Below are 26,823 nucleotides of genomic sequence, written 5' to 3' on the forward strand. Positions count from 1 at the left end.
CCTCTTGGTCGTCTGTTGCGTCGCCGGCCCGCGGTCGGCCTGGCGCCACCCGGCGCCCGGGCTGGTGATCCCGCCGGTCATGAGCGCCGCGAACCGAGGATCGCCGTGACGGCTACCCCGACCATCATCACCGCGGCCTTGCCGGCCGCCTTCCACATGGCCGGTAGGTCACGCGTGGTCACGATCGGGTCCGGCGGCAGGCCGTAGACCTCCGGCTCGTCGAGCAGCAGGAAGAACGCTCCCACTCCCCCGACGCCGTCGCTCTCGTCGCGCCCGTACAGCCGCGCCGTCTCCACGCCCTGACCCTTGAGCGTCTCCAGCCGCGCGTCGGCGCGGGCCTGCAGCTCATCCAGGTCGCCGAACTGGATCGACTGCGTGGGGCAGGCCGTCGCGCACGCCGGCTGCAGCCCGTCGGTCAGCCGGTCGTAGCACATCGTGCACTTGAAGACCCGGCCGTCGTCCTTGCGCTGGTCGATGACGCCGTAGGGGCAGGCGGCGACGCAGTAGCCGCAGCCGTTGCAGATGTCGCCCTGCACCACCACGGTGCCGAACTCGGTGCGGAACAGCGCTCCGGTCGGGCAGACGTCCAGGCAGCCGGCGTGCGTGCAGTGCTTGCAGACGTCGGAGCTCATCAGCCACCGCACCTGCTTGTCCGCCCCGCTCTGGCCGGTCTGCGGGTCGAACTCGCTCAGCGCCTCGGCGTTGAGCACGCTGCTCTGCTGGGCGTTGGCCAGGCTGACGTCATCCCCCGAGACTGCCGGGGACGGGCCGTGGTCGTGCCGGTCGTCGCCGGGCCGGCCAAAGGTCGGCATCGGTAGGTCGACCGCGCGGCTCTGCTCGATGAAGGCGACGTGCCGCCAAGAGTTGGCGCCCAGCTGGCCGGTGTTGTCATACGACATGCCGGACAGACCGAGGGCGTCCTTCACGCCGTGCGAGTCGTCCATCGGGAGCGTGTTCCACTCCTTGCAGGCCACCTCGCAGGCCTTGCAGCCGATGCAGACCGAGGTGTCGGTGAAGAACCCGACGCGCGCCGGGTGCTCCTCGACGTAACCGGACTGCTCGGTCACGTCGGGCACCGGGCCGTACAGCCGGTTGCCGGGGTCGCGGCCGGTGAAGGCCGCGCTCGCGGAGCTGACCGAGGTCATGCCGCGCCCTTCGCTCTGTTGGTGCCCGTCACAGGTTCGAGCCCTCGCCGGCGTCGGCCTCGACCGGGTCGCGGCCATTCACCCCGACCCGCCCGGATTGCACTCCGGCCCGGCGGCGGTAGTCCTCCACCAAATCGAGCATCGCGGGCCCGCGTGGACGTCGGCCCGGGATGATGTCGGCGGTGCTGACCTTGTCCTCCTGGATGTGCGTGTTCGGGTCCAGCGCGATGCCCAGCAGGTCGTTGGCCGAATCGCCGGTGGAGATGCCCGCGTAGGACCAGTGGTAGGGCATGCCGATCTGGTGCACGACCTGCCCGCCGCGCAGCCGGATCGGCCGCATCCGCTCGGTGACCAGCACCTTCGCCTCGATAGCGGTCCGCGCGCTGACCAGCGTGGCGTACTCGCCGTTGCTCAGCCCGCGCAGCCGGGCCAGCTCGGGGCTCACCTCGACGAAGAACTCCGGCTGGAGCTCCGAGAGGTAGGGCAGCGTGCGACTCATGCCGCCCGCGGTGTGGTGCTCCGTCAGCCGGTAGGTGGTCACCTGGAACGGGAAGACCTCGCTGCGGGAGGGGTTCTCCCGGTTCCACGGGCCGGGGATGCGCTCCACCGTCGGGTTCGCCTGGATCGGGTACAGGGCGTTCTCGACGACGGACTCCACCGGCTCGTAGTGCGTCGGCAGCGGGCCGTCGACCACCCCGGCCGGCGCGAACAGCCACGCCTTGCCGTCGCCCTGCATGACGAACGGGTCGGTGCCGGCCAGCGCGTCCTGCGCCTTGGCGCCGTCCGGCGGCACGTAGTCCGGGCGCTTGTTCTTCTCGAAGTCTGGGACGTCGGAGCCGGTCCACTCACCGGCGTCCTCGTCCCACCACACGTACTTCTTGCGCTCGCTCCACGGCTTGCCCGCCGGATCGGCCGAGGCACGGTTGTAGAGCATCCGGCGGTTGAGCGGCCACGCCCAGCCCCATTCGGAGCCGGCCAGCCCCATCTGCTTCGCCGGCACCCGCCGGGCGGCCTGGTTGACCTCATCGGCGTAGACGCCGGTGTAGATCCAGCAGCCGCCGGAGGTCGAGCCGTCGTCCTTCATCTGCATGTAGGAGTTCAGCGCGCGCCCGTCCGGACCGACGCCGTTGATCTCCCGCAGCACCGCCTCGGCGTCGGGGTCCTGCGTCTCCCCGTGCACCGGGTAGTCCCAGGTGAGGTCCAGCAGCGGGCGGTCGCGCGGGTCGGTGGAGTCCGCCAGCCGCTCCCGCAGCATCCGGCCGAGGTGGTAGTAGAACCACAGGTCGCTGCGGGCGTCGTTCGGCGGCTCGACCGCCTTGTGTCGCCACTGCAACACCCGTTGGGTCTGGGTGAAGGTGCCTTCCTTCTCGACGTGCGTCGCCGCCGGCATGAAGAAGACCTCGGTGCCGATCGTCTCGGGGGCCAGCTCGCCCGTCTCGTGCTCGGGCCCTTCCTTCCAGAAGGTGGCCGACTCGATCATCTGCAGATCGCGGACGACCATCCAGTCGAGGTTGGCCAGGCCGAACCGGTTCATCCGGCCGTTGGGGTGCCCGACCGAGGGGTTCTCCCCGACCAGGAAATAGCCGGAGACCTTCCCCTCGATCATGTCGGCAATCGTCCGGTAGGAGCTGTGGTCGCCGTTGATCTTGGGCAGGTAGTCGAAGGCGAAGTCGTTCTCCGCCGTCGCCGCGTCGCCCCACCAGGCCTTGAGCAGGCTGGTCATGTACGCGCGCTTGTTGCCCCAGAACCCGGCCTTGCCGGCGGCGTCGGCGACGTACTCGTCGAGCGTCGCGTGCTGCATGGCGTGCGGCATCGGCAGGTATCCGGGCAGCAGGTTGTACAGCGTCGGGATGTCGGTGGAGCCCTGAATGCTGGCATGCCCGCGCAGCGCCATGATCCCACCGCCGGGACGGCCGATGTTGCCCAGCAGCGTCTGCAGGATCGAGCAGGTGCGGATGTACTGCGCGCCCACGCTGTGCTGCGTCCAGCCCACCGAGTACACCCAGGCCGTCGTCCGGTCGCGGTTGCTGTTGTCGGTGACCCACTTGGCGACCTGGAGGAACACCTCGGGCTCGATGCCGCAGACCTCGGACACCATTTCCGGGGTGTAGCGGGCGTAGTGCCGCTTGAGGATCTGGAAGACCGAGCGCGGGTGCTGCAGCGTCTCGTCGCGCCTGGGCTTCGCCGGGATCGTCGGGCCGCCGCTGCCGGCCGCCTGCGCCCGGTCGGTCTTCTTGACGTCCGGGTGGTCGTCGGTGCGCTCCTGCTCGGCGGCCTCGGCCGGCTGCTCGGCGCCCGAATGGTTGGGCTCCTCCGGGTCGTACTGCCAGCTGCTGTCGTCGTACATGCGGTTCTCGGCGTCGAAACCGGAGAACAGGCCGTCGAGGTCCTCGGTGTCAGCGAACTCCTCGTTCACCAGGGCCGAGGCGTTCGTGTAGGCGACGACGTAGTCCTTGAAGTACAGGTCGTTGTCCAGCACGTACTTGATCAGCCCACCGAGGAACGCGATGTCGGTGCCCATGCGCAGCGGCACGTGCAGGTCGGCGATCGCGCTGGTGCGGGTGAACCGCGGGTCGATGTGCACGATCTTCGCGCCGCGCGCCTTTGCCTCGCTCACCCACTGGAAGCCCACCGGATGGCACTCGGCCATGTTGGAGCCCTCGATGACGATGCAGTCGGAGTTCGAGAGGTCCTCGAGGAAGTTGGTTGCGCCACCACGGCCGAACGAGGCACCCAGACCGGGCACCGTGGAGGAGTGCTATATGCGGGCCTGGTTCTCGATCTGTATGGCGCCCAGGGCGCTGTACAGCTTCTTCATCAGGTAGTTCTCTTCATTGTCCAGCGTGGCGCCACCCAGGCTGGCGATGCCCATCGTGCGGTTGACCCGCTTGCCGCCGTCCTCCTCCTGCCAGCCCTTGCGGCGGGCCTCGAGGACGCGGTCGGCGATCATCTCCATCGCCGTGTCGAGGTCCAGGTCCTCCCACTCCGTCCCGTACGGACGGCGGTACTTGACCGTGGTGACCCGAGTCGGGCTGGTGACGAGCTGCTTGCTCGCCGACCCCTTGGGGCACAGCCGGCCGCGGTTGATCGGCGAGTCCGGGTCGCCCTCGATCTGGACGATCTTCTCGTCCTTCACGTACACGTTCTGCGCGCAACCGACCGCACAGAAGGGGCACACGCTCTTCAAGACCCGGTCGGCCGTGGCCGTGCGCGACACCGTCGCCTCGGTCGCCTTGCTGCGGGCGGCCTTGCCGCGCCCGAACGGGTCCGAGCCGGTGAGCTGCCGGTACACCGGCCAACTGTCGAGCCAGGTCTTCACCCGGATCATGTTGCCACCGGCGCCGCCATCCGGCGCGACGACCGCTCCCAAGGATCCAACCCGGCGGCCGTCCTCCGTGCGGTGCTTTGCGCCGCAGTCCCGGGACATGTCGTGAGTCCGCGGCAACGCATCCCACCGCAGGTTGAGCCAATCTGCCCCGTATAGGCCGGCGCGGGACTCGATCCCATCTACGAGGTCATCATCGATGAGCTTGCCCCTTCCCCCGCCCGGCGCCCATATTCCTATAGGGCTAGCTCGCTGGGCCCTGCAAGGCGGTCACCGGTGACCACTCGGCGATGAGGGTCATCGGGTTAATACGCCGGACGGAGAAGTTCGGGTCCAGGGCAGAAAAGTCGCGGCGACCGAATAGCCAGTAGTGTTCCGTGTTCCAGAAGCTCTTGCCGGCTTGAGCAAAAGCGGCTGCCTGGCGACTTCGAGGCAGCCAGTGCAGCAACGGCACCTGTGTGTGCACCTCGATGGGGAACCACCGGTCGGGGGTGGTGTGGAACGCGCCCAGCCGGGCGACTCGACGAGATTCGGCGAGCATCAGTTCTGCTCGCCCAGGCCCGCCTACGTGCTCGATCACCGCGTTCGACACTACGTAGTCAAACGATGCGTCAGCGAACGGCAACGCGCAGCCGTCGCCCGCTGACCACGGGCAGCCGATCCGTGGGTCGACGCCCTGGTAGACGAGGGCGTGCGCTTTCGTGAAGGCGGCGACCCCACGCTCGACAGCGTTGTTGGTGTCGACGCCGCCCGCCTCATAGCCGCTGGCGCCGACCAGGAGCACCGACGCTCCCGGCTCGATACGGGCGCGAAGCCACTCCACCTTCTGCGCGCGCGACCGCGCCGACAGGTTGCGAGCCAATAGCCGGTGCGGCTTCATAGCCCGTCGCGACCAGTGCATAGGTCGGGAAGCAACTTGTCCTTGGTGACGAGAGCAGCATTCCCGCAGGGGGGACATTCAAGCCGGGAGGTCCGCTGGTAACCCCCGGTGCCGCGGTACCGCTCGACGAGCCGCCGCATCACATGCGGCCGGTGATGCCGAGGTAGGCGATGACTGGCGCCACCATGCAATAGCCCCCGAGGATCCACCAGGGCAACGAGTATTCGCCGTCAATCATTCTGACCCACCTCGGCTGGTCTGCCTGGCGCTGCGAATCGTCCCTGGTTTCCACCGTTCGAGCCTACCCAACGGTAGGCGACACAGGAAAGGCGCTCAGGGCCCTAAATCGCGGACTCTTCGCGCTGGCGTCCCGGCATACAGGCCGTGCGGTTCGCAGTCGGAGATGACGGTGGCGCCAGCGGCCACCACGCAACCTTCACCGATGTTGACTCCCGGCAAGATTGTGGCTCGAACGCCGATCCATGTGCCGTCACCGACAAAGATGGGGGCGGCCGTGACCGCACCGGCGCGCTGTTCCGGCACTCCTTCGTGGTGGGTGCTGGTGACTAGGACGACGTGCGGGGCTAGATGACACCTGGCGCCAATGGTGATAGGTGCGAAGCTGTCGAACCAGCAGCCGTAGTTGACGTAGGAACCCCGACCGATTGTCACGCTGGGGCCGCTGAACCACGTGCTGGCACTGATTTTGCACTTCGCCAGGTCCAGGCCGGCCAGGCGCAGCAGTCGCCACCGCACCTGCGGCGGCACGATCGGTGAGCCAATCAACCCGTTGACGAGCCTGTCGCGCAGGATCCGGCGCAACTCGGTACCCACGCGCCCCATGAGCGAGACCTTACGGTCAACGCCTGCCCGAGGGCCGAGACTGGGCCGCTAGGGCGCGCCCGCTTAGAGCTTCGAGGCGTGGTGGTCCATTCGGGTGAAGCGCTCTGCCAGCCCGCGATGCCGCCCATGGGGAGTCCCAAGCCGACCTGGAGGAGCCTTTCAAGTGGTGCGACGACTATCTCGAGGAGCTCGGCTTTTGATCTTGCCGTTCGCGACGCACTCGCGAGCAGCGCGAGTTGTTGTTTCGGCCGGCCGGAGTCCCAAACGGCCTATGACACCGCAGGCGAGTATAGGCCGCGATGAGCGGCTGAGAAAACTTTCGCCGCGTGGTCAGACGAGGATGAGCGGCTTCCAGGTGCCGTCCTTGTCCAGGTAGCGGTTGCCTTTCTGGAGGGTAGGGAGAGAGCCCTTGCGGTCCCCGGCGGAGTACTGGACGGCATAGCGCCAGTCGGGGCCGAAGTCGCAGTCGGTGACCTCGAAGGCGCCGGCGACGGCGCCACCGGAGCGCCACGTTATTCCGCCGCCGTTGAGGTAGGAGTTGCGCAGCCGGACGTTGGACGCGCCGCCGTTGGCGTTCTCCGTGAAGAAGGCCGCGTTGAGGGCGTCTCTCCCGTCAGGCCCATGCGCCCAGGGGCCGAGGTCGAGGGTGCAGTTCGCCAGAGTGAGCCCGTCGACGCCGCGGATTTGGATGCCGTCGGCGTGCGCGCCAGCGGCGGGCTGGAAGCCGTGCACCCAACAAGTGTCGAACACCAAGTCGCGGGCGAGCTGGCCCCGGTCGGAGGTGATGTGCAGCCCGTCGTGCGGAAGGTCTCGGATGTCGAGGTTGGAGAAGCGTCCGCCGGTGTGGGAAGACACTCCGAGCCCGCCGCGGATCGTGGACCACGACACGTTCACGGGGTCGCCGGGCAAAACGAGCAGGCCAGCGGCGAAATAGGAGTCGACCGCAGCGCCGCCTGTCATGCGGACGGGCTTGGTGAACCGCTTTCCGACGTGGCGCTCGCCCGGCTTGATAGTGACCAGGTCGCTGTCGGCGAGAGCGCCGACACGGTGCCCCGTGTTCTCGGGGCCACCGCGGGCGCGCTTCGACTGCTGGGGCTCGACTAGATCGCCGTACTCTCGTGTGCCATCAAGATCGGTCGGTGCGGCGGACTCCGACGAGGTCGGTGCGGCGGACTCCGACGGGGTCGGTGCGGCGGACTCCGACGGGGTCGGTGCGGCGGACTCCGACGGGGTCGGTGCGGTGGACTCCGACGGGGTCGGTGCGGCGGACTCCGACGCTGCGGTCGCCCCCGGGCTGCGATTCGGTTCGTCGTCGCTTCCGCAGGCGGTCACCATGAACACCGCAGCAAGGCCCACCAAAGCTATCCGGCGCATGGGGTCATCCCGTCCTCGCGATAGACGGCACCGTACCCATTCCCCGCGGGAAGTACCGCTCGCCCAGAGTAGGCCGCTCAGAGCACCAACCGGCCCGCTGGGTCGGCGACTGCGTCGAGCTTACTTTGGCGGCATGAGCCGTCGGGCGGCGGCGACCACAATGGTCCTGTGGTCGCTGTCGTCGCGGCACTCACGCTGGGCGCGTCCCTGGGTGGGCTCTTCGCCGAGGCGCCACCACGCTTCAGCGCGCCGACAGCCTCGAGTGGACAGCACCGGCGACGTGGGAGGCGTAGCCAACGTGCTGCTGTTTATCCCTGCGGTCTGCTCTGCTGGCTGATGGCTCGAGCCAGCGGGTGGCTGGTCTGGCTGATATGCGTCGCCGTCTAGATTCGCGTGGAAGCGGCACAGCTTCCTCCACCCGGACGGAACGCCACACCGATGGACGTCATCACCAACAGCACCGGAGTTGCGCTGGGGGTCCTGCTGCATGCCGGCTTGCAGCGCCTTCACAAGCCCGGGCGGAAGTCGCCGCAGCGGCAGGCGTAAAACGTGCCGATCGGCCCGTGCTCGGCCCACCAGACTGACGGATTCGCAGTTTCAGTCGTCGAGCGAACCGCTGCGCCTGCGCCATGGGCACTGGATAGCGATCCTTGCGTGCACCTGCATGAACAGCAGACCCGCTGTAAGGGTCTTCGGTCGCAGCGCAGGCCTAGACCAGGACGTCGCCGTCCAGGTCGAGGCCTAGTGCGGCGGCCGCTCCGGCGGCCATCAGCCAGAAGCCGATCGAGAGGTAGCGCCGCACGGCCTCGGCCGGCGGATGCTGCAGAACGTGCTCCACGGCTACCCCCTTCGTCGTTCGCAAGGGGAGAAGCTATGGCTCCCGCGAGGGCTTCGCCCCGCGGCTGATGCGGATGTGACACGAGGGGCACACCGCACCCGACTCGTCACCGTTCCCATCGGGGCACCCCGTGGTCGCCCCGATGGGAACGGTTGGAACGAGTCCCGCCGGGGAGCGCCGGTCCCCCGGCCGGCGCTCCCCGCAGGTCAGCGGGCGCCGCCGTCGCGCTGAGCGGCGGTGAAGACGAACTCCAGCGAGCTGCTCTGGTTCTGCATCAGGTCGCCACCCGTGGTCGGGAAGGAGACCGTGGCCAGCAGGTGGTCGGTCTTACCGGCCTCCAGGCTGAGCGCGCCGGGCAGAACGGTGTTGGTCACGACCGGCCCCGTGTAGAGCTGGTCGGCACCGGGCGCACAGGTCCAGGAGGCACCGGAGCGCACCCACGCGACCTCGCAGGTGTCGATCTTCAGCTGCAGGCCGTGCACCTTCTCGGTGTCCAGCCGGCTGGAGACGGCCGCCGAGGACCCGAGGGTCACCGAGGACAGGCCGACGTCGCCGCCGTTGCGCAGGTCCATTGGGAAGTAGCCGACGTCGCCGGGCAGCATGTTGGCGGTCGTCACCGGCACCGGTGCGGTGGTGCCTGCGGCCGAGACGTCGATGGACAGCACACCGGTGTCCACGCCGGCGTCGACCGCCGAGGTGGTGTCGGTGAACGAACCGAAGGTGCCGATACCGGCGACGGCCGCTGCCGCCCCGACCACGACGATCGAACCGACCACCTTGCCGGCGCTGCGCCGACCGGTGGTGATGGTGTTGGTGCTCATGCTCGGATCCCCCCGGGCTGGCGAGAGCGGCTGTTCCGCTCCTGTCTCGCCATCGACCTTGGGCCCGCATCCGCACGTGCGGCCCGAGGCTTCCGCAAGGAACCCGCAAGATCCGAAGGGCTCAGCCGTCGGTCAGATCCGCCTGCAGCAGCAGGGTGTCCAGCCAGCGGCCGTGCTTGTAGCCGACGCCCCGCAGCCGCCCGGCCTCCACGAAGCCGAACGCGCCGTGCAGCCGCACCGACGACTCGTCCCCGCCGTCGGCGACCACCGCGATCACCTGACGCGCCCCTGCCGTCCGCGCCGCGTCGAGCAGCGCGCCCAGCAGCGCCCGGCCGATGCCCCGGCCGGTCCGCCCGGGCGCCAGGTAGATGGTGTCCTCGACGGTCTGCCGGTAGGCCGGCTTCACCCGCCACGGCGCCACGTACGCGTACCCGGCCGGTTCCCCCTCGTCCTCGGCGACCAGGAACGGCCAACCGACGGCGGTCAGGTCCGCGAGCTTCGCCGTCCACCAGGCCGCGTCCGGCGCCGTCAGGTCGAACGTGGCCACGCTGTGCTCGACGTAGTGGGCATAGATCGAGGCGATCGCCGCAACGTCGTCCGGGGTGGCCGGACGGATGACCGGCGCTGGCGGGGTGTTCACGGCGGGCAACCCTAGGCCGACGCGAGACGCCGCCGAGGGGTCAGAGCCTGTGCTCAGGACGGCGGCGGGTGCGTCCGCCGAGGATGAGGAGGAATCCGACCGCCAGCAGCCCGCTCGCCACGGCGACGTAGGTCACCGGCTGCACGTTTTGCCCCGTCATCGGGAGGCTGCCGTCGGCCGGCTCCGCCGAGGCCTCCGCCGCGGCCACCGTCACGTCCATCCGCAGCAGGTGCGGCTCGCCGTCCGGGTCCACGCCGTAGGCGACCAGCGAGTGCTCCCCCACCTCCAGGCCCGGCGGGACGACGACGGCCTGAGAGAAGGTGCCGTCGGCGTCGGTGGTCACCTGCCCCAGCGTCGTCGGCGTGGAGTGGATGACGATGGTGACCGTCGAGAAGGGGAGGAAGCCGTCGCCGATCACGGTGATCGCCTCGCCCGGCGACGCCTTCGTGATGGGCCCGCGGTCGGTGGTGAGCGTCAGCGGCGTCTCCGGCGCAGACTCCGGGATCTGCGGGGCCTCGACCGCGACGCTGGTCCGCACCGTGGCCGGCGTGCCGGCGACCCCGCCTGCTCCGTACGGCGTCACGGTGTACGTGTACGACGTCCCCGCGACACCGCCGAGCACGCACGACAGCCCTGTCGTGTCGCAGGACGCCGAGCCCGGGTCCGCGGTCACCCGGTACCGCTCCGCCGGCGAACCGGTGGCCGGCGCCCGCCAGCTCACCAGCACAGCGGAGCGCTCGGGCGCCGTGGTCAGGCCGGTCGGGGCTCCGGGGGCCGACGGCGCGGGGGCCTCGGGCGCCGGGGTCGTCGGGGGTGCCGGCGGCAGGACCGGGGTGGACGGAGCGGTCACGGTGAGGGTGGCGCTGCCGACGCCGTTGGTGGCGACAGCCAGGCCGCTGACCGCGGACCGGCCGATCGTGTACGTCCCGGCAGGCGCCGACACGGGCACCGAGACCACGCAGTTGTCCGCGAGCGGCACACGGCCACCGGTCAGCGTGACGGTGCGGCCGTTGGGGGACAGCGAGCCGCCGCAGTTGCTGGTCCGCTCGCCCCCGGCGATCTCCATGCCCGCGGGCAGGGTGAAGGTGTAGCCGAGGCCGCTCACCTCGGTCCGCGTGCTGTTCAGCACGCTCAGGTCCAGCAGCACGGGAGCACCCGCAGCCACCTCCGAAGCGCGGAATGCCGCCGACATGCTCGTGCCCTGGAAACCGACGAACGTCTCCTGGGCGCGGACCCGCGTGCCGGGCCTGGAGCCGAGGTTCCACTGCGTCATGAAGCCGGTGTCGTGTTCGCTCGCCGCGACGGCGAAGCCGACGTTCCCCCCTTCGGCGACGGTGTCGTACGGCGAGTCGAAGGGGCCCGACGTGGCGCCGTCGAAGGGCTTGCTGCCGGGCACCTCGCGCTGCCCCACCAGCTTCCCGCTCCCCGGGTTCACGGAGATGACCGACCGCACCGGCGAGGTGAGCCCGACACCGAAGCCCTCGGTTCCACTTCCCGGAGAGGTGTCACCGCCGCTGTAGAAGCGGACCGGATCAGTGTTCCCGGCGGGGATCGTGAAGGTGTACGTATCGCGGAAGAAGTGGTTCGGGAAGGTGTAGGCGACCCTGCGGTCGACCGTGTACGTCCGGCCGTTCTTCACCGCGGTGTAGCGCAGGTGTGCCGTTGCGTCGCCGGTCGTCGAGGGCAGCCCCTTCGCCGCGGCCCCCGACGTTCCGACGACCGTGACGCTGGTCCACGAGCTCCCACCGCCCGACGCGCCGCTCTCGCCGAAGAGCGTGCCGCCGACGTTGAGGTGCGGACCTGCTCCGGTGAGGCAGCAGTACTGGACCGAGTTGGCGAACCAGATCTGATCGCTGGCGGCGGGGGCCGGCACGCCCATCCGGTGAGCAGACGCGTTGAGCACGATGCGCAGGCCGTCCCGGCCGTCCGACGCCGTGCCGCCACCCGGATTGAGCACGACCTGGCCTGCGCCGTGCTGGTCGCCGGCGGCCTGAGCCGGCGGAGCGGTGGCGACCACAACGCCGGACGTGGCGAGCAGTGCGACGACGAGCACCAGGAGCGCACGCGTTCGACGTCCTCGTGCCGACAGGGAACCACGCGAGATGGCCACGAGCGGACCATAGAGTGATCAGCGACTCACATGGGGTGATGGACGCGGCACCATCGATGTGTCGCCCCATGCACCTCAGCCGCCTCCTGCCCAGCGTGCCGCCGGCACCGCGCCGCCGACGGCTGCCCCCAAGGGGTGACCGCGCCGCCGGGTCCCTGCAGCCGGGCCCCGCGGCTCCCGACAACAAGGGGGTGAGCACCGCGTCCGACCCAGGGCAGTCCCCGGTCAGCTCCCCGGCCGCGCCCCGCAGCGGGCGCACCGGGGCGCTCGGCCTGCCCGCGGCCGTCCTCGGCATCGCCGCGGTGGTGGCCGGCCTGCTCGCGCTGCGCGCACCGGCCGGCGTCGTCGTCGCCACCGGCGGGCTGCTCGCCCTGCTGACCCTCCAGGTCTTCCTGTGGCAGCGCCAGCACCGGCTGTCCGGCGCCCTGCGCCGCAGCCAGGACTCGCTGCGCACGCTGGTCCGCAGCAGCGTCGACCCCGTCGTGATCCTCGACGACTCCCTCCGCATCACCTTCGCCTCCGAGGCCGCAGGCTCGCTGCTCGGTCTCGGCGTCGCCGACCTGGTCGGCGTGCACGTCGCCGACACCGTCCACCCCGACGACCGCGCCGGCCTGTTCGGCGCCCTCGACGGCGACGGCCAGTCCGCCGTCCGCACCGCCCGCATCCGCCAGTCCGACGGCGGCTGGCGGCTGGTCCAGGCCACCGTGCGCGACCTGCGCGCCGACCCCGAGATCGGTGCGCTCGTGCTGCACTGCCGCGACGTGAGCCCGAGCGCCCCTGCCCCCGGCGCCGACTCCGAGCCCCTCGAGCTCTCCCTCACCGACGCCGTCACCGGTCTGCCCAACCGCACGGCCCTGATGCGGCGCCTCGGCGCGGTGCAGCGCGGACCGCGCAACCGCACCTACGCCATGGCCGTCGTCGGCATCACCTGCAGCGAGGTCCTCTCCCCCGGCGAGGAGGCGACCGTGCTGCGGGCGCTCACCTCCCGCATCTCCCGCGTCCTGCGCGGCGAGGACTGGCTCGCGCGCAGCACCGACGGCGACTTCGTCGTCCTCGTGCAGGGCAGCGTCGCCGACGCCGAGGCCGTGGCCGACCGCCTGATGGCCACCGTCGGCCCGCTGGCCACCCCGACCGGCACCCTCCCCGTCACCGCTTCGGCCGGCGTCAGCCAGCTGTCGCCCGACGTCGACCCCGGCGAGGCCCTGCGCCGCGCCGACCTCGCCCTGCGCAGCGCACGCCGCGCCGGCGACGGCGCCGTCCACCGGTACGACGACGCCCTGCGCACGGAGCAGGACCGGCGCAGCGCCCTGCGCGCCGACCTCGACGGCGCCCTGGAGCGCGGCGAGCTGCGGCTGGTCTTCCAGCCCGTGGTCGACTCCGTCCTGCACCGCACGGTCACCGTCGAGGCGCTGCTGCGCTGGCGGCACCCCACCTTCGGCGAGGTCTCCCCCGTCGAGTTCGTCCCGCTGGCCGAGGAGACCGCCCTCATCGTCGACGTCGGCCGGTGGGTGCTGCGCGAGGCCTGCCGCACCGTCGCCGTGCTCGACGGCGGAGGCCCCGGCGCCGAGGCGCTCAACGTCGCCGTCAACGTCTCCGCCCGCCAGGTGCGCAGCGGGGAGCTGGTCCCCGACGTGCTCGCCGCGCTCGCCGACAGCGGCCTGCACCCCTCGCGGCTGCTGGTCGAGATCACCGAGTCGGTGCTGCTCGACGACGCGCACGTCATCGAGGACCTCGCCGCGCTGCGTGGGCTCGGCGTCCGCATCGCCGTCGACGACTTCGGCACCGGGTGGTCCTCCCTTGCCTACCTGGTCGGGATGCCCGTCGACGTCCTCAAGATGGACCAGTACTTCCTCGCCGACGTCGAGCACGACCCGGCCCGCCGCGCCATGTGCCGGGCGGTGCTCCAGCTCGGCTCGAGCCTCGGCCTGCCGGTCATCGTCGAGGGCGTCAACACCGCGGCCACCCTGACGCTGCTGCGCGACATGGGGCACCGCTACCTGCAGGGCTTCCTGCTCTCCCGCCCGCTGGAGGTGGGCGCTCTGGCGCGCGGGATCGAGCTCGCCGCCGACGCACTGCACGCCCGCGCCGCCGGTCCGGTGTCGCAGCCGTGAGCGCCGTCGGCCGCCGGCTCGTCTGGACCCTCGTCCTGGGTCTGCTCGGGCTGGCGCTCGCCGTCCCCTTCAGCGCGCCCGACGGCACCGGCATGCAGTGGGACGAGCTCGTCCTCGGCTGCGTCGCGGTGAGCAGCGGGTGGACGGCGTACAGCCGCATCCGGCTGATGGACCGCGCCGCCGCCCGCCCCTGGTGGCCGACGGTCATCGGCGCGGCGTGCTTCGCCGTCGCCCAGTTCCTCGCCGGTTCCTTCCCCGGGCCCGCGTTCGACGGGTTCGGCGTCGACGACGTCATCCTCTTCGCCGGCGCCACCTCGCCGCTGGTCACCTGCGCGCTGCTGGCCCGCCGGGTCATCCGCACCCGCTGGTCCGCGCTGGTCGTCGACGGCCTGCTCACCACCACCGCGCTGCTCGTGATCACCGAGGTGCTGCGGACGTCGCTGGTCGACCCGGCCGGCGCGCCCGAGGATTTGCGCCCGCTCGTGCTCGCCTACGGCGGCTACACCGCGGTCATGCTGGGCGGCGCCGGCGCCCTGTGCACCGTCTCCACCCGGGCCCTGCGCCGGAGCGCGACCACGATGATCGCCGTCGTCGCCGCCCAGGCCGGCGCCTCCGCCTGCGAGGCCATGGCCATCGTGGCGCCCTCCCCGCTGTGGACCGCGGGCTCCGACGTCGCCGTCGCCCTCGCCCTCGTGCTCTGCCCGCTGGCCGCCCACCTCGCCCCGCAGCGCTTCGCCGACCGCTCCGCCCGCGCCTCCGCCCCCGTGGTGGGTGCGACCGGCATGGCACTGGTCGTCGTCGCGATGGCCGGCCTGCCCCTCGCGCTGGCCCTCGCGGTCGCCGCCGGGGAGCCGCTGTCCGTTGCCACCGAGTTCGGCTGCGGCGCCGTCTTCACCCTCATGGCCCTCCGGATGCTGGTGCGCATCCGCGAGGACGGCCGCATGACCGAGGACCTCGTCCGCAGCGAGGAGGACTTCCGCGAGCTCGTCGAGGCCAGCTCCGACGGCATCGCGATCATGGACGACGAGTACCGCCTGCTGTTCACCTCCCCCGCCGCCCGCACGCTCCTGGGCATCGACGGCAGGGACGAGGAGGTCACGCTGCTCCAGGTGGTCCGCCCCGAGGACCGCGCGGCCCTCCGCGCCGCCACCGAGGAGAGCCCCGCCGGCTCCGGCCCCCCGCTGCACCTCGGCGTCGTCGGTGCCGACGGCGAACCGCGCGAGCTCGAGGCCACCTCCTCCGAGCGGCCCGGCAGCGGGCGGCGCGTGCTGTACCTGCGCGACGTCACCACCCGCCGGCGCCGCGAGCGCGAGCTCGAGCGCATGGCCTACACCGACCACCTCACCCGGCTGCCCAACCGCGCCGTGCTCTTCCAGGAGCTGGGCGCCACCACCGCCGCCGAGCGCTGCCTGCTGGTGCTCGACATGGACGGGTTCAAGGCCGTGAACGACGGCGCCGGGCACGAGGCCGGAGACCAGCTGCTCGTCGAGGTCGCCCGCCGGCTCAACACCGTGGTCCGGGACACCGACCTGGTCGCGCGCCTCGGTGGCGACGAGTTCGCCGTCGTCCTGACCGGCGGCCTCTCCGAGGCGGAGGACGTCGCCGCCCGCATCGTGCAGGTCATGGCCATGCCCCACCGCGTCGACGGCGCCGTGTACGCGGTGGGCGCCAGCGTGGGCATCGCGGTCCTCGGCCCCGGCGGCGGCCAGCTCGCCTTCCGCGAGGCCGACGCCGCACTGCGCTCGGCCAAGGCCGCCGGCAAGGGCTGCGTCCGGGTGGCCCGCGAGGACTCGTCCGACGCCGCGCCGACGCACGACTTCTACGACCGCCGGGCAGAGGGCGCGATGCGACTGCGGCTGGACGGCGCCTTCGGGCCCGACGGCCACCTCGAGCTGGTGCACGCGCTGCCGGTGTGGGGCCACGCGGAGCTCGGCGTCCTTGACGGACCCGACATCTGGGCCGCCTCGGAGCGGCACGGCCGCAGCAGCGACCTGCAGCAGTGGCTCATCCACGAGGCCTGCGCCGCGGCGGCCGGCCTGGCCGACTCCCGGCTCGGCGTCGTCGTCAGCCTGCCCGCCGGCCACGTGACCGTCGCCGGCCTGGCCGAGCAGGTGGCCACCGAGGTGGCCGACAGCGGCCTGGACCCGGCCCGCCTGGTGGTCTCCTTCACCGAGGAGACGCTGCTGACCGCCCCGGCCGCACTGGTCGGCGAGCTGGAGGCCATCCGCAGCACCGGCGTCCGGCTGTGCCTGGACGACTACGGCATGGGCTACAGCCTGTACGCGCTGCTCGCCCGGATCTCCCTGGACCTGGTGCGCATCGACCTGCCCCGGCTGGCCGGCCACGAGGACGCCGGCCGGGCGATGCAGGTGCTCGCCGCCATCGTGCGGACCACGGAGCACTTCGGCATCGACGTGATCGCCGGTGGCATCGGCACGCCGGAGCTGCAGGGCGCCGCGGTCGCCACCGGCGTCCAGCTTCTGCAGGGGCGCGCGCTCCCGCACGACCTCGCCCTCGACGACGTCGTGAGCCTGCTCGCCCCCGCCTGACCCTCCCCCAGGGCCATCGTGGCCATCCTGGCCCTCGGAAGCTCGCACGACGGCGGCCACAAGGGTCATGGTGGCCATGGTGGTCTCAGGGTTCGCCCGCGTTCTGGGTCCGGGATCACCCCCGTTCGGGGCGCGGACGCTGGGAACCGTCGGCGCCGCCCCGAATACTGACCGGGTGGGCGGACCCAGGCTGCACTTCCTCGGCCACTCGACGGTGCGCGTCGAGCTGGCCGGGCGCACCGTGCTGACCGATCCCCTGCTCACCGCCTCGGTCGGCCCGCTGCGCCGGGTGGTGCCGGTGCCCGACCCGGCGCTGTGGGCGGACGTCGACGTCGTCCTGCTCAGCCACCTGCATGCCGACCACCTGCACGTGCGCTCGCTGCGGATGCTGTCCACCGGCGCGCGCTACGTGGTGCCGCGCGGCGCCGGGGCGTGGCTGCGGCGGCACGGGTTCCGCCGGGTCGACGAGCTCGCGGCCGGCGAGACGCTGGCCGACGGCGCGCTGCGCATCACCGCCGTCCACGCCGAGCACAGCGGTCACCGATGGGGCCCGCGGTTCACCGGCGGCCCGGACGCCTCCGCCGTCGGGCACCTGCTCGAGGGCGCGGGCAGCACCGTCTACGTCAGCGGGGACACCGCGCTGCACGACGGCATGCATCTGCTGGCCGAGCGGTCCCTCGACGTCGCCGTGCTGCCGGTGTGGGGCTGGGGCGCCGACCTGGGCCCCGGCCACCTCGACCCGACCGAGGCCGCGGAGGCGGTGGCCCGGCTGCGCCCGCGGTTCGCCGTCCCGGTGCACTGGGGGACGCTCGCCCCGGCCGGCACCACCCGGCTGCCCACTCCCCTGCGCGCCCGCATGCGCCGGCTGCTGGTCGAGCCGCCGCTGACCTTCGCCCGCGAGGTGGCGGCGCGCGGGCTGCCCACCGAGGTCGTCGTCGCCCGGCCCGGCGAGCCGGTGCCCCTGCTGCCGGGCGTGACCCCGTGACCGTCCTGGGCGCGGCGGCCGAGGCCTCGTCGGTCGGCTATCCGCTGCTGTTCGGCGGCGTGCTGCTGGGCTCGGTCGTGCCGGTCGTGCCCACCGGCGCCGTCGTCGGCTCCGCGGCGGCCTTCGCCATGACCAGCAACGACCTCGGCCTGCCCACCGTGCTGGCGCTGGCCACGCTCGCCGCGCTGATCGGCGACCTGATCACCTTCGCGGTCTGCCGGTTCGGCGGGCCCGCGGCCGTGCGCTGGGTCGCCCGGGGGCAGCACACCGAGCGGCTCGAGGAGGTGCGCGAGCAGTTCCGGCAGCACGGCTGGCAGATCCTCGTGGCCGGCCGGCTGCTGCCCGCGGGGCGGATCCCGGTGCTGGTGGCCGCCGGAGCGCTCAGCTACCCGTGGCGGCGGCTCGTGCCCGCCCAGTTCGTCGCCGCGCTGCTGTGGGCGGTGGCCTACGCGCTGCTCGGCGTGGCCAGCGGCGGCATCTTCGACTCGCCGCTCGTCGCCGTCCTCATCGCCACCGTCCTCGTGCTGCTGGTCGGTGCGGTGCTCAACGTCGTCGCCACCCGCCGTCGCCGCCGGAGGACGCCGGACCCCGAACCGGCCCTCGAGCCCTGCGAGACCCGGTGAGCGAACCCTCCGGCGCCGGCCGCGTCCTGCGGGCCGGCCGGACCCTCGCCCGCGTCCTGCTCACCTGGGCGCTGGCCACCGGCGCGCTGATCGCGCTCGACCGATGGCTGGACGGCTTCGCCATGCGCTCGTGGTGGCACCCGCCCGTGGCCGCCCTGCTGCTGGGCCTGCTGACCGCCGGGGTCTGGCCGCTGGTGCTGCGGATCGCGCTGCCGCTGGCCTTCTTCACCCTCGGCATCGGCGGCTTCCTGCTGCTCGGCGCCGGCGTGCTGGGTGTCTTCACCGCGATCCCGGGCGTCGAGGTGCACAGCTTCCGGACGTCGGTCGTCGTCGCCGTGGCCATGGCCGGGGTGTCCGGGGTCATCAACAGTCTGCTCGCCGTCGACGAGGACGAGATCTTCTTCCGCCGGGCCCGCCGCCGCGCACCCGTGACCGCGTCAGCCGAGCCGCTCCCCCCGGGCGTGCTGTTCCTCCAGATCGACGGGCTGGGCTACGACACCGCCCGCCGCGCCGTGCGGGACGGCTCGATGCCGACGCTCGCGGCCTGGCTGCGCTCGGGCAGCCACGTGCTCACCTCGTGGCACACCGACTGGAGCTCGCAGACCGGCGCGAGCGTCTGCGGGATCCTGCACGGCTCCAACTTCGACGTCCCCGCCTTCCGCTGGTACGAGAAGGAGACCGACCGGCTGGTCCAGGTCTCCAACCCCCGGGACGCCGCCGAGATCGAGCGCCGGCACTCCGACGGACGCGGGCTGCTGGCCGGGGACGGCGCCGGCCGCGGCAACCTGTTCACCGGCGACGCGCGCTTCGTCAGCCTCACCATGAGTTCGCTGTCCCTCGTCCCGGCCGAGGCCCGCCGAGGACGCCGCAGGCGCGGCCGCGTGGGTTCGGGCTACTACGCGTACTTCGCCAAGCCGGGAAACGCCGTCCGCACGCTGGGCGTCGCCCTGGTCGACGTCGTCCGCGAGCTGTCCGCGGCCTCCCGGCAGCGGCGGGCCGACGTCCGGCCGAGGGTGCCGCGCGGTGGGCTCTACCCACTGGCCCGCGCGGGGACGACGGTGCTCGCGCGCGACGTCGTCGTCTCGGCGCTGCTCGAGGACATGCTGGCCGGGCGTCCGGTGGTCTACGCGGACTTCCTGGGCTACGACGAGGTCGCGCACCACTCCGGCGTCGAGCGCTTCGACACCCTCGAGGTGCTGCGGAGCATCGACCAGCAGATCGGCCGGTTGCACCGCGCCAGCGCGCTGGCCCCGCGCCCGTACGCCCTGGTGCTGCTCTCCGACCACGGGCAGACCCAGGGCTGGGCGTTCGCCGACCGCTTCGGCCACTCGATCGAGGAGCTGGTCGGCTCGCTGTGCGGGAACCCGGTCGAGAGCCGGCAGCGGCACCTGTCCGGGCCCAGGGACAGCCGGCGGGCCAGCGAGGGGTGGCAGGTCGGGGCGACGCTGGCCGAGGAATGCGGGCCGATCGCCCGCCGGCTGCGGCAGCGCGCCGACGAGGCCGCCGACCGCACCGCATCACCGCTGACGCCCGGCGACTCGGCGGTGCCCCAGGTCGCGCCCGGCGTCGTCTGCGCCGTCTCCGGCCACACCGCGTCGGTGTCCTTCCCGGGCATCCCGGGGCGCGCCTCGCTCGAGGAGATCGAGCAGCGCTGGCCGCACCTGCTGCCCGGGCTGGTCGACCACGACGGCGTCGGCTTCGTGCTGGTGCACTCGGCGGAGTCCGGCCCCGTCGTCCTGGGCCGGGAGGGGGTGCACCGGCTGCGTTCGGGCGAGGTGCTGGGCAGCGATCCGCTGCTCCCCTACGGCCCGCACGCCGCCGCCCTGGTGGCCCGGGCCTCGACGTTCCCGCACTGTCCGGACCTGGTGATCAACAGCCGCTACGACCCCGACACCGACGAGGCGTCGGCCTTCGAGCCGCACGTGGGCTCGCACGGCGGGCTCGGCGGGCCGCAGCAGCGCGGCTTCCTCGCCCACCCCGCGTCCTGGACCGCGCCGGGCGAGGTCGTCGGGGCCGAGCACCTCCACCGGGTGCTGCGCGGCTGGCTCACCGACCTCGGCCACCCCGAGCCCACCGGCGAGGGCGCCGCCGTCGGCGAGCAGAGCCTCCGCGCGCTGGCCGACGACCTGATCGGGCACCGCCCGGTGCCTACCATCGAGCCGTGAGCACCCCGGCCGACGGCGAGACGACGGCGCTCCGCCGTCCCGACCCGGTGCGGTGGATCTGGTACGCGCTCGGAGGTCGGCTCTCCCGGCGCTACAGCGCCTGGGTGCTGCACGACACCACGACGCGCACCTGGGTGCTGCGGCACATGGCCCGCGCCTTCGTTCAGATGATGGTGCCCATCGGAGCGGTGCTGATCTTCCTGCCGGGCGAGTTCTGGATCCGTGGCATGGCTGCCCTGGGCGGGCTGCTCCTGGGCATGTTCTATTCGGTCGCCTACATGCCCGAGGCCGCCGAGCACCGGGTCAAGCAGGCCGGCTACCCGGTGGGCACGGCGACCGCCGTCCGGGAGGACGCCGCCCGGGTGCGCGAGGCCGAGGACAGCGTCCGCCGGCGGGCGGCGGCCGCCAAGCGGGCCGCCCGGTACCGCGAACGCCAGGGCCGCTAGGGCTCTCCGGGCGCCGGTGACGCCGGGGCGAGCGGGCCGTGACGGCCGGGTGAACACCCTCACAGGGCAGTGGTGCGAAGCCCCATCGTGGTCGACAGTGAGGCGATGCGACCCGATGCCCGAGCCTGGTTCCACGGCCGCACCACGTCCGCCCGCGCCCTCGATGCCATCGACGTCGACGAGCTGATCGCCGCCAAGCGGCGCAGCGGATCCCGGGTCAGCGTCGTCCTCCCGGCCCGGGACGAGGAGGCGACGGTGGGGCTGCTGGTCGCCGACATCGCCGAGCGCTGGATGCGCCGCGTGCACCTGGTCGACGAGCTGGTCGTCGTCGACTCGGACTCCACCGACGCCACCGCCGAGGTCGCCCGGGCCGCGGGCGCCGACGTCGTCGCCACCGCCGACGTGCTGCCCGCGCACGGCAGCCGGCCGGGGAAGGGCGAGGCGCTGTGGAAGTCGCTGGCCGTCACCACCGGCGACCTCGTCGTCTTCCTCGACTCCGACCTCAAGGGCGACGTCAGCCACTACGTGCCGGGGCTGCTCGGTCCGCTGCTCACCGACCCGCACGTGCAGTACGTGAAGGGCTGCTACACCCGGCCGCTGGAGATCGACGGCGTGAGCGTGCCCTCCGGCGGCGGGCGCGTCACCGAGCTGGCCGCACGGCCGCTGCTCAACGCGCTGTGGCCCGAGCTGGCCGGGTTCGTGCAGCCGCTGGGCGGCGAGTACGCCGGCCGGCGGACGGTGCTGGAGCAGGTGCCCTTCGCCGGGGCCTACGGCGTCGAGATCGGCCTGCTGGTCGACCTGCTGGACCTCGTCGGGCTGGGCGGCCTCGCCCAGGTCGACCTCGGCGTCCGCCGGCACACCTCGCAGAGCCAGGAGGCCCTCGGCGCGATGGCCGGGCAGGTGGTCTCGACGGTGCTCGCCCGCGCCTCCCGGGCCGAACCGTCGCTGGCCGCGGGCGGGCTGCTCACCCAGTTCCGCCACGACGGCGGCCGGTTCGTGCCGCGCAGCACTGCGGTCGCCCTCGACGAGCGGCCGCCCATGGCGACCGTGCCCGAGTACCAGGCGCGCGCGGCCATCCTCGCCGGCTGACCCGCTGACCTGCGCCGTCGGCGCTCCTGTCGCGGGTGCGACGGCGGCCGGGGCAGGATTCATCCGTGCTCGTCGCTCCTCCCGCCCCCCTCCGTTGACCGCCGTCGAGGTCGTCGCCCACCGCGGCGCCACCGCCGAGGCGCCCGAGCACACGATGGCGGCCTACCGCCAGGCCGCCGCGGTCGGCGCGGACGCCGTCGAGTGCGACGTCCGCCTCACCCGGGACGGCGTCCTGGTCTGCGTGCACGACCGGCAGGTCAGGCGCACCTCCAACGGGCGCGGCATCGTCTCCGCGCTGCACCTGGCCGAGCTCGAGCAGTTCCAGTTCGGCGCCCGCCGCCCCAAGGGCCGCAGCCGGTGGGCCGACGACGAGATCCTCTCGGTGACCGACGAGCCGGACCTCGAGAACGGGCTCGTGCTGACCTTGGATCGGCTGCTCGACTACATCACCGCGACGCCGGGCTCGCTGCGGCTGGCCATCGAGACCAAGCACCCCACCCGGCACACCCGCAAGGTCGAGGAGGCCCTCGTCGACTGTCTCCGCCGGTACGGGCTGCTCGGCAACGGGCGCCCGGTCGAGTGGGCCGGCCGGCCCGCCGTCCGCATGATGAGCTTCTCCCAGCTCGCCGTTCGCCGGATGGCCGATCTCGCGCCGGGCATGCCCACGGTGCAGCTGATCGGCAAGCGGCTGCGGCCGGTGCGACGGGAGCTGCTGCTCGGCAACGCGACCGCGATGGGCCCCGGGATCGCGCTCATCCGTGCCGACCCCGCCTTCGTGGCCGACGCGCACGCGGCGGGCAAGGAGGTCCACGTGTGGACGGTCAACCGGCCCGCCGACATGGATCTGATGCGGGAGCTCGGCGTCGACGCCGTGATCACCGACCGGCCCGACGAGATGCTGCGCCGCCTCGGCCGGGACGCCGCCGCCTCCTGACCTGCTTTTCCGCGGTAAAGCAGCCCGCTTTTCCGCGGAAACGCACGCTCAGAGCAGGTCGATGTCGTCCAGGGCCGCGATGAGGTCGGCCGGGGTGTCGTGGATGCCGAGGGCGCCGGCGTCGCGCAGCTCGTCGTCCCCGAAGCCGCCGGAGCGGACGACGATCGCCGGCATCCCCGCGTTCTTCGCGGCCTCCACGTCGTAGACCGAGTCGCCGATCACCACGCTCGGGGCATCCAGCGGCTCCCCCAGCTTCTTCAGCGCCACCTGCAGCAGGTCGGGCGCCGGCTTGGTCTGCTCCACGTCGTCGCTGGTGGTCCACGCGTCGGCCAGGTCGCGGGCGTCGAGCAGGTCCAGCGCGCGGTCGACGTGGTGCGGCTTGCCCGAGCTGGCCAGCACCACCCGGTGCCCCCGCTCCTTGAGCGCCACGATGAGCTCCCGGGCGCCGGGGAGCAGCGCCGTCTCGCCCATCATCGGGTCGACCTCCTCCACCCACCGCTCACGGGCGGCGTCCCCGATCCGCGCCTCGACGTCGTCCCCGCCGAGCGCCGACACCAACTGGTCGCCGCCCATGCCGATGAGCCGGTGGATGCGCCAGACCGGGAACGTCTCGCCCAGCGACCGGAGGGCCCGGTACCAGGCGAGGGCGTGCTGGTAGTTGGTGTCGACCAGGGTCCCGTCCACGTCGAGGACGGCGATGCGCGGAGAACTCATGGCGCGGGAGCTGCCCACGCTCACCACTCCTCAACCGACCCCCTGCTTTTCCGCGGTAAAGCGGAACGCCTTACCGCGGAAAAGCGGAGATCTCAGTCGGCGTGGACGAGCAGGCCGCGGACGATCTCGCCGGCCGCCTGGTCGCGGTAGCCCTGGTTGAGCTCGTCCAGCGAGTAGCGGCGGGTGATCAGCCGGTCCAGCTCGAGCCGGCCCTCCTCGTGCATCTGCAGCAGTCGGGGGATGTCGGTGCGCGGGTTGCAGGAGCCGTACAGCGAGCCCTGGATCCGCTGCTCGTAGACCGTGGCCATCGGACCGTTGAGGGAGAGCCTGCCGTCCTTGTTCTCGTCCGGCAGGGCGGTGAGCACCATGGTCCCGGCCTTGCCCAGGCACGTCATCGCGCCGGCGTAGGCCTCCGCGGTCAGCTTCCCCACGGTGAGGATGACGACGTCGGCCCCCGTACCCCGGGACAGGCTGCGGGCGAGCTCCGCGGCCTCCTCGGCGCCGGCCACCGTGCGGGTCGCGCCGAGCGACTCGGCGAACTCGCGCTTCATCGCCACCGGGTCGACGCCGATCACGTGCAGCGCACCGGCGTGCACCGCGCCCTGCACCGCGTTGACGCCCACCCCGCCGAGACCGACCACGACGACGGTGTCCCCGGGCCGCACCCCACCCGAGTAGACCGCCGACCCCCATCCGGTCGGCACGCTGCAGGCCAGCAGCGCCGCCGTGTCCAGGGCCACCGACGGGTCGATCTTCACGCAGGAGAACTCGCTGAGCACCGAGTGGCGGGCGAAGGCGCCGACCATGCAGAACCCGCCCAGCGGCTGCCCGTCCAGCCGGAAGGGGAACGTCCCCGAGGGGAGCTGGCCGGTGCCGATGGTGGCGCCCTTGTCGCACAGGTTGGACTTCCCGCGGGCGCAGTACCGGCAGTGCCCGCAGGCCGGCAGGAAGCTGGTAATCACGTGGTCGCCCGGAGCCACGGAGCTGACCCCCGCCCCCACGGCCTGCACGACGCCGGAGCCCTCGTGCCCGCCGACGATCGGGCGCACCCCGGGCCCGTGGCGGAGGTGCTCGTCGGAGTGGCACATGCCGGCGAAGGCCATCTCGACCAGCACCTCACCCGGCCCGGGGTCGGCCAGGTCCAGCTCGACGATCTCCCAGTCGGCTTCCGGCTCCCGCATCACCGCTGCTCTGGTCCGCACCGCACAACTCCTCACGTCCCCGGAAACCCGCCGTCGCCCATCCTGCCCGTCCGGCATGGCGCTCGTCGGACCCGCCCGACCCGCGGACGGCTCACCGGTGCGGCACGATCGCGCAGGTGCCCACGGCTGCGACCCCTCCCTCGCCCTCGACCGAGGTCTGCCCGGGCTGCGGCGCCGTCCTGGCTCCCGTGCCCGCCGGGTCCCCGACGCGTCCCGGCGCCTCGCCGTCCTGCGCCCGGCTGTTCGAGGTGACGCTGCGGGGACCGCGTGAGGAGGCGTCCGCCGACGTGGCAGCCGCCGCCACGGCCCGGCTCGCCGACGCCGCCTACGCCGCCCAGCACCCCGTCGCGGGCGAGCCAGCCGCGGTCTCCGCCGCCCTCGAGCTGCTGGAGCGCGAACTGGGTGGCGCCGGCCGCGCCCGCCGGTCGGAGCCGCCCGCGGTGTGGACGACGACGATCGCCGACGTCGCCGCGGACCTGGACGTCATCGACCTGGGCGTCCTGGTGGAGTCGTGGGCGCGGGCCGTCCTCGCGGACTGGACCGCCCCGGCGCGCTGACGGGAGGGGGGATCCGGCTCTCACCAGTGACGATGCGCCGAATACTTTCGGTTGCTAACATTCGCACAGTGAGTGATCTCGGGGACCGGCGTGCGCAGAAGAAGGCTCAGACCCGGGAGCTGGTCCGGACCACCGCGCACCGCCTCTTCGCCGAGCGCGGGTTCGATTCGGTGACCATCGCCGACGTCGCCCGCGAGGCCGACGTCGCCGTGCAGACGGTCTTCAACCACTTCGCCACCAAGGAAGACCTCTTCTTCGACGGCCGGGCGCCGTGGGTCCAGGGCGTGGCTGACGCCGTGCGCCACCGGGCACCCGGGGTCGGCCCGCTGTCGGCCCTGCGCGCCCACCTGCTCGAGTTCATGACCCTCCAGCTCAGCTCGCTGACCTGTCCCGACGAGCGCTGCTACCGGGAGACCCTGGAGGCGTCGGAGACGCTGCGCACCTACGAGCGCACCCTGGTGTTCGAGGCCGAGCACCGACTCTCCGACGCGCTGCTGGACGCCTGGCGGACCCCCGTCGAGGACGGTGAGCCCACGCCGGTGGACCCGGCGATCACCGCGCCGCTCACCGCCGCCATCTGGTTGGCCGCGGTACGCGTGCTCATCGTGGAGAACCGGCTGCGGGTCGCCGAGGGTCTGGAGCCGACCGAGGTCGCCTGCACCGTCGAGGTGCTGGGCGACCGGCTGCTGGGCTACATGCAGGCTCGCTCGGGCACCTTCCACGGGCTGGTGGACCGGTCCCTCACCGGCGCGACCGAGGACCGCCGGGCCGTCTGACGCCGCGCCGTCAGACGGCGACGGGCATGTCCTCCGGCTCGACGAGCGGGCAGAGCACCTCGTCGACCACGCGCTCCACCTGGTCGGCGACCATCGCGCCGTCGCCGGCCGCGGTGAACCGCTGCCACCAGAAGGCCTCGAGCACCGAGTACAGCAACGCCAGCCGGTCGGCGTCGATCTCCTCGCCGCGGGCCTCGGCGCGCCCGCCGATGGCCGCGACCGCCGCGGTCAGCGGCTGCACCAGCGCCTGCTCCAGGCCCGCCCGGAGCTGCTTGTCGTAGCGGGCGGCGCCCAGGATGCTCGCCGCGGCGCGCTCCTCGCGGTCCAGCGGCGTCGTCCACCGGTCGGCCAGCGCGCGCAGGTCGCCGCGCACCGAGCCGGTGTCCTCGGGCGTGGTCACGAGGCGGAACCGGCCCACGGCTGCGTGGGCCAGCGCGGCCATCGTGGGCCACCGGCGGTAGATGCCCGCCTTGCCGGCGCGCGCACGGGCCGCGACGCGGTCGCTGTTGAGCCGGCCCCAGCCCTCGTCGGCCAGGATCTCGACGGCCACCGCGAGGAGCTGCTCGGACAACTCGGCGCTCAGCGGGCGTCCCGGTGTTCCGCTCACGACGGGCCTCCGAGCTGGCTGATCATCTGCACCGCGACATACTGGCCCCGGCAGTGGAGTCACCACAATGACCTCGCGCCCGACTATCG

23 protein-coding genes are annotated in these 26,823 nt (G+C 72.7%); 10 read left to right on the plus strand and 13 right to left on the minus strand.

Annotation, left to right across the window (positions count from 1 at the left end):
• Positions 1 to 77: 77 nt before the first annotated feature.
• From BLS70_RS12220 to BLS70_RS12260, 10 genes are all read right to left on the minus strand, one after another.
• Positions 78 to 1,145: a 4Fe-4S dicluster domain-containing protein gene (locus tag BLS70_RS12220; protein WP_091767985.1), complete on the minus strand. Its 1,068-nt coding sequence runs from the start codon at positions 1,143 to 1,145 to the stop codon at positions 78 to 80.
• A 28-nt stretch (positions 1,146 to 1,173) separates the two neighbouring features.
• Positions 1,174 to 3,891 carry a formate dehydrogenase gene (gene fdh, locus BLS70_RS12225; protein WP_091767988.1) on the minus strand — a complete coding sequence of 906 codons (2,718 nt, stop codon included), beginning with the start codon at positions 3,889 to 3,891 and terminating at the stop codon, positions 1,174 to 1,176.
• 12 nt (positions 3,892 to 3,903) lie between these two features.
• Positions 3,904 to 4,473, minus strand: coding sequence for a molybdopterin-binding domain-containing protein (locus tag BLS70_RS21730; RefSeq protein WP_218122389.1), 570 nt, complete (start codon positions 4,471 to 4,473; stop codon positions 3,904 to 3,906).
• Between the two features lie 241 nt (positions 4,474 to 4,714).
• Positions 4,715 to 5,350, minus strand: a complete 636-nt coding sequence (locus BLS70_RS12235; RefSeq protein ID WP_176946383.1) for a class I SAM-dependent methyltransferase — start codon at positions 5,348 to 5,350, stop codon at positions 4,715 to 4,717.
• Between the two features lie 333 nt (positions 5,351 to 5,683).
• Positions 5,684 to 6,193: an acyltransferase gene (locus BLS70_RS12240; RefSeq protein ID WP_091767994.1), complete on the minus strand. Its 510-nt coding sequence runs from the start codon at positions 6,191 to 6,193 to the stop codon at positions 5,684 to 5,686.
• Between the two features lie 330 nt (positions 6,194 to 6,523).
• Positions 6,524 to 7,567, minus strand: a complete 1,044-nt coding sequence (locus BLS70_RS20800) for a hypothetical protein (protein ID WP_091767997.1) — start codon at positions 7,565 to 7,567, stop codon at positions 6,524 to 6,526.
• A 709-nt stretch (positions 7,568 to 8,276) separates the two neighbouring features.
• On the minus strand, positions 8,277 to 8,405 hold the full coding sequence (locus BLS70_RS21350; RefSeq protein ID WP_255362429.1) for a hypothetical protein: 129 nt from the start codon (positions 8,403 to 8,405) through the stop codon (positions 8,277 to 8,279).
• Positions 8,406 to 8,611: 206 nt separating this feature from the next.
• Positions 8,612 to 9,226: a hypothetical protein gene (locus BLS70_RS12250; protein ID WP_091768000.1), complete on the minus strand. Its 615-nt coding sequence runs from the start codon at positions 9,224 to 9,226 to the stop codon at positions 8,612 to 8,614.
• Positions 9,227 to 9,347: 121 nt separating this feature from the next.
• The gene (locus BLS70_RS12255; RefSeq protein WP_091768002.1) at positions 9,348 to 9,866 is read right to left on the minus strand and encodes a GNAT family N-acetyltransferase; all 519 of its coding nucleotides are present in this window, start codon (positions 9,864 to 9,866) and stop codon (positions 9,348 to 9,350) included.
• 40 nt (positions 9,867 to 9,906) lie between these two features.
• The gene (locus BLS70_RS12260; RefSeq protein WP_143030403.1) at positions 9,907 to 11,976 is read right to left on the minus strand and encodes a DUF7933 domain-containing protein; all 2,070 of its coding nucleotides are present in this window, start codon (positions 11,974 to 11,976) and stop codon (positions 9,907 to 9,909) included.
• A gap of 191 nt (positions 11,977 to 12,167) precedes the next feature.
• Here BLS70_RS12260 and BLS70_RS12265 point away from each other — a divergent pair, with 191 nt between their 5' ends.
• The 8 genes from BLS70_RS12265 (at position 12,168) to BLS70_RS12300 (ending at position 22,878) form a co-directional block, all read left to right on the plus strand.
• Positions 12,168 to 14,087, plus strand: coding sequence for a putative bifunctional diguanylate cyclase/phosphodiesterase (locus tag BLS70_RS12265; protein WP_143030404.1), 1,920 nt, complete (start codon positions 12,168 to 12,170; stop codon positions 14,085 to 14,087).
• Positions 14,084 to 16,636, plus strand: coding sequence for a diguanylate cyclase domain-containing protein (locus BLS70_RS12270; RefSeq protein WP_091768008.1), 2,553 nt, complete (start codon positions 14,084 to 14,086; stop codon positions 16,634 to 16,636). The genes BLS70_RS12265 and BLS70_RS12270 overlap by 4 nt, the downstream gene beginning before the upstream one ends.
• A gap of 175 nt (positions 16,637 to 16,811) precedes the next feature.
• Positions 16,812 to 17,621: an MBL fold metallo-hydrolase gene (locus BLS70_RS12275; RefSeq protein WP_091768009.1), complete on the plus strand. Its 810-nt coding sequence runs from the start codon at positions 16,812 to 16,814 to the stop codon at positions 17,619 to 17,621.
• Complete coding sequence (locus BLS70_RS12280) at positions 17,618 to 18,244, plus strand: DedA family protein (RefSeq protein WP_091768011.1); 627 nt, start codon at positions 17,618 to 17,620, stop codon at positions 18,242 to 18,244. The genes BLS70_RS12275 and BLS70_RS12280 overlap by 4 nt, the downstream gene beginning before the upstream one ends.
• Positions 18,241 to 20,409 (plus strand): phage holin family protein, encoded by a 2,169-nt coding sequence (locus BLS70_RS12285; protein WP_091768013.1) that lies wholly within the window; start codon positions 18,241 to 18,243, stop codon positions 20,407 to 20,409. Before BLS70_RS12280 ends, BLS70_RS12285 begins: the two co-directional genes overlap by 4 nt.
• On the plus strand, positions 20,406 to 20,855 hold the full coding sequence (locus BLS70_RS12290) for a DUF5313 family protein (protein WP_091768015.1): 450 nt from the start codon (positions 20,406 to 20,408) through the stop codon (positions 20,853 to 20,855). The genes BLS70_RS12285 and BLS70_RS12290 overlap by 4 nt, the downstream gene beginning before the upstream one ends.
• 105 nt (positions 20,856 to 20,960) lie before the next feature.
• Entirely contained in the window at positions 20,961 to 21,944 is a 984-nt protein-coding gene (locus BLS70_RS12295; RefSeq protein ID WP_091768499.1) for a glucosyl-3-phosphoglycerate synthase, read from the plus strand.
• Between the two features lie 94 nt (positions 21,945 to 22,038).
• Entirely contained in the window at positions 22,039 to 22,878 is an 840-nt protein-coding gene (locus tag BLS70_RS12300; protein WP_091768017.1) for a glycerophosphodiester phosphodiesterase, read from the plus strand.
• Between the two features lie 48 nt (positions 22,879 to 22,926).
• On the opposite strand, the gene BLS70_RS12305 is transcribed toward BLS70_RS12300, so the two are convergent.
• Both BLS70_RS12305 and BLS70_RS12310 read right to left on the minus strand, forming a co-directional pair.
• Entirely contained in the window at positions 22,927 to 23,610 is a 684-nt protein-coding gene (locus BLS70_RS12305) for an HAD family hydrolase (protein ID WP_255362430.1), read from the minus strand.
• Positions 23,611 to 23,684: 74 nt separating this feature from the next.
• Positions 23,685 to 24,794, minus strand: coding sequence for an NDMA-dependent alcohol dehydrogenase (locus BLS70_RS12310; protein ID WP_091768019.1), 1,110 nt, complete (start codon positions 24,792 to 24,794; stop codon positions 23,685 to 23,687).
• A gap of 116 nt (positions 24,795 to 24,910) precedes the next feature.
• Between BLS70_RS12310 and BLS70_RS12315 the strand changes: the two genes are divergently transcribed.
• The gene (locus BLS70_RS12315) at positions 24,911 to 25,351 is read left to right on the plus strand and encodes a DUF5946 family protein (RefSeq protein ID WP_091768022.1); all 441 of its coding nucleotides are present in this window, start codon (positions 24,911 to 24,913) and stop codon (positions 25,349 to 25,351) included.
• A 68-nt stretch (positions 25,352 to 25,419) separates the two neighbouring features.
• Positions 25,420 to 26,127 (plus strand): TetR/AcrR family transcriptional regulator, encoded by a 708-nt coding sequence (locus tag BLS70_RS12320; protein WP_218122391.1) that lies wholly within the window; start codon positions 25,420 to 25,422, stop codon positions 26,125 to 26,127.
• Positions 26,128 to 26,137: 10 nt separating this feature from the next.
• Here the strand turns inward: BLS70_RS12320 and BLS70_RS12325 are convergent, their stop codons facing one another.
• A complete protein-coding gene (locus BLS70_RS12325; RefSeq protein ID WP_091768026.1) occupies positions 26,138 to 26,734 on the minus strand; it encodes a TetR-like C-terminal domain-containing protein in 597 nt (198 codons plus the stop codon).
• Positions 26,735 to 26,823: the final 89 nt, after the last annotated feature.

It is taken from the genome of Blastococcus aurantiacus (assembly GCF_900102425.1).
Lineage (GTDB): Bacteria > Actinomycetota > Actinomycetes > Mycobacteriales > Geodermatophilaceae > Blastococcus > Blastococcus aurantiacus.

Excerpts from the sequence above, each read along its gene's own strand:
- BLS70_RS12220 (WP_091767985.1), bottom strand. The coding sequence starts at position 1,145 with ATGACCTCGGTCAGCTCCGCGAGCGCGGCCTTCACCGGCCGCGACCCC.
- BLS70_RS21730 (WP_218122389.1), bottom strand. The coding sequence starts at position 4,473 with ATGATCCGGGTGAAGACCTGGCTCGACAGTTGGCCGGTGTACCGGCAG.
- BLS70_RS12235 (WP_176946383.1), bottom strand. The coding sequence starts at position 5,350 with ATGAAGCCGCACCGGCTATTGGCTCGCAACCTGTCGGCGCGGTCGCGC.
- BLS70_RS12240 (WP_091767994.1), bottom strand. The coding sequence starts at position 6,193 with ATGGGGCGCGTGGGTACCGAGTTGCGCCGGATCCTGCGCGACAGGCTC.
- BLS70_RS20800 (WP_091767997.1), bottom strand. The coding sequence starts at position 7,567 with ATGCGCCGGATAGCTTTGGTGGGCCTTGCTGCGGTGTTCATGGTGACC.
- BLS70_RS12250 (WP_091768000.1), bottom strand. The coding sequence starts at position 9,226 with ATGAGCACCAACACCATCACCACCGGTCGGCGCAGCGCCGGCAAGGTG.
- BLS70_RS12295 (WP_091768499.1), top strand. The coding sequence starts at position 20,961 with ATGCGACCCGATGCCCGAGCCTGGTTCCACGGCCGCACCACGTCCGCC.